This is a genomic window from Dietzia cercidiphylli (assembly GCF_014145145.1).
Lineage (GTDB): Bacteria > Actinomycetota > Actinomycetes > Mycobacteriales > Mycobacteriaceae > Dietzia > Dietzia natronolimnaea.
The window spans coordinates 1-2,078 of the sequence record NZ_JAALEA010000094.1 but is presented as its reverse complement, the minus strand read 5'-3'; the positions used below and the strand labels follow the sequence as shown (position 1 = coordinate 2,078).

Sequence of the window (2,078 nt, the reverse complement as noted above, 5' to 3'; positions counted from 1 at the left end):
GCGCCCGCCGCGACGGTCGGGGCCGTCGAGCCGAGGGAACCGCCCCCGGTGTCACCACCGTTGCTGGAGCCGCCGGTGGACGTACCCGGGAGTGCCGGCAGGAACGCGGTCGAGCCCGGGATCGACGAGCCGCCGCCGAGCGCCAGGCCGAGTCCGGCCAGGCCGAGCAGGGCGATCCCCGTGAAGGCGAGTCCGGGGGCCAGGTCCCCGAGGGACCCGGTGTCGACGGGCGACGACGAGCCGGGCACCTCGACCTGCGCGACGGTGTTCAATCCGCCGCCGGTGGTGAGGTCACCTCCCGTGGTGGTCTCACCGTCGGTGGTCGAACCGGTCTGACCGCCGGTGTCGAGCAGCGAACCCAGCGGCCCCAGGCTCTGGGTGTCGAGCCCGCCGGTCACCTCTCCAGTGGCCTCCCCGCCGGCGTTCCCCGTCGAACCCGGCAGGACCGGCGATCCGGTGTCGGGGGTGTTCGTGCCGCCGTCCGGGGTGCCGCCGGCCAGGCTGCCGAGGTCGATCTGCCCGTTGGCGTCGCTGCCGATCGGGGCGGAGGGGGTCTGGCCCGGAGCATCGGGGGTCGTCTCGCCCGTGCCGAGCGATCCGGTCACCATCTCGGCCGCGGAACCCCCACCGAGCGAGGTCACGATGCCCACCACGGCTCCGAGGATGGCATCGGTGCCGGCGGAACCCGTGGTGATCTGACCGCCGGCCTGCGCCTCGCCTCCGAGGCTGCCCTCGACACCGGCCGCCGAACCGGCCTCGGCGCCGATCGGGGCGGTGCCATCGGGGTTGTTGACCGTGAGGGTCACCGGAATCGTGACGATCTGGCCACCGAGCGTCCCGACGACCGACACGGTGTACACACCCGCGGCCACGGCGGTCCCGGAGATGACGCCGTCCGCGTAGGTCAGCCCCTCGGGAAGCCCGTTGACCTTGGTGATGACGATGCCGCTCCACTCCCCTGCCCCGACGAGTCCCTGGAGATCGAACGAGTAGGAGGCTCCGGCGTTGAAGGCCGGGGCGGAGACGGCGACGGTCTGGACGTCACCGCGGACGGTGGGGGCATCGGGGGCGGCGACGACGACGCCGCCCACGAGGGCGACCGCCGCTGCGGCTGCGACGGGGGCGACAAGGCGACCCCGGACGATACGACGAGGGCGGGCGAGGCGAGCACGCATCGGCTGGTTCCTTCCGGAGGGGTTCGGATCGCTCACTCCCCGAATATGGGAGCGCAGACCATTTCTAGAGTCACTCTAACCTCATGCACATCAAGTGTCTACTCCTGTCACAATAGTCACAGGATTCTCTCTAGCCTCACTGGTAACACACCCCAGGGGTATTCACTGCAGAATGGGCACCCGTTTAGCGAGTCGCGACCCCGGCCCACGGGACGACTGCGGCCCGGCCCCCGTCAGGGGACCGGGCCGTCGGGCTCGGGAAGGGCGGAGGTCAGGCGCCGGGAGTGGGAACGCTGGTCGGCAGCGCGAACGCGCCGGTCCCCGACTCCGCACCGTCTCCCACCGCCACGGAGACGGAGACCGGGCCAGAGCTCGGGGTGGAGCTCGAGCCGGAGCTCGAGGTGGACGGCTCCGCGCCGCTGCCGCTGATGCTGCCGGTACCGGTTCCCCCGGGGGCGACGGTGCCGGTGACGGTGGTGACCGGGTTGCCGTCCCCGTCGACGATCACGGTGACCGGAGGCAGGGCCATCTGGCCGCCGAAGACGGACGTGCACAGCGGCTCGGTGAGCGACCCGGTCTGACCCACCAGGTTCGCTCCCCCGCCGGGCCCCGCGACCACGTCGAGCAGGTTGGGGAAGGAGCCCAGTGCGGAGGTGACGAAGTCGAGGACGGCGGTCGGCACACCCGAGATCCCGAACAGCGGGTAGAACTTGGCGACCGACCCGCCGAGGTCGGGCAGCTCGCACCTCGCCTCCGACTCGGGTACGAGATCGCCGACGCTGGTGTCGTCCGCGCTCGAGGTGTCGAGGCTGCCCTCGTCGCCGGCAGTGCCGTCGCTCGACCCGCCTTCTCCGGACCCCGCCGAGCCGGCGCTCCCCGTGTCACCGTCGCCCCCGGACCCCT

The 2,078-nt window shown here is 72.3% G+C and carries 2 protein-coding genes; both read right to left on the bottom strand.

Features of this window, described 5'->3' with window-relative positions; all coding sequences use genetic code 11:
* On the bottom strand, positions 1–1,175 hold a 1,175-nt coding region (locus G6028_RS04180), incomplete at its 3' end, for a hypothetical protein (protein WP_182658137.1).
* A 271-nt stretch (positions 1,176–1,446) separates the two neighbouring features.
* Positions 1,447–2,078: hypothetical protein (locus G6028_RS04175; RefSeq protein ID WP_182658136.1), on the bottom strand; the 632-nt coding region annotated here is incomplete at its 5' end.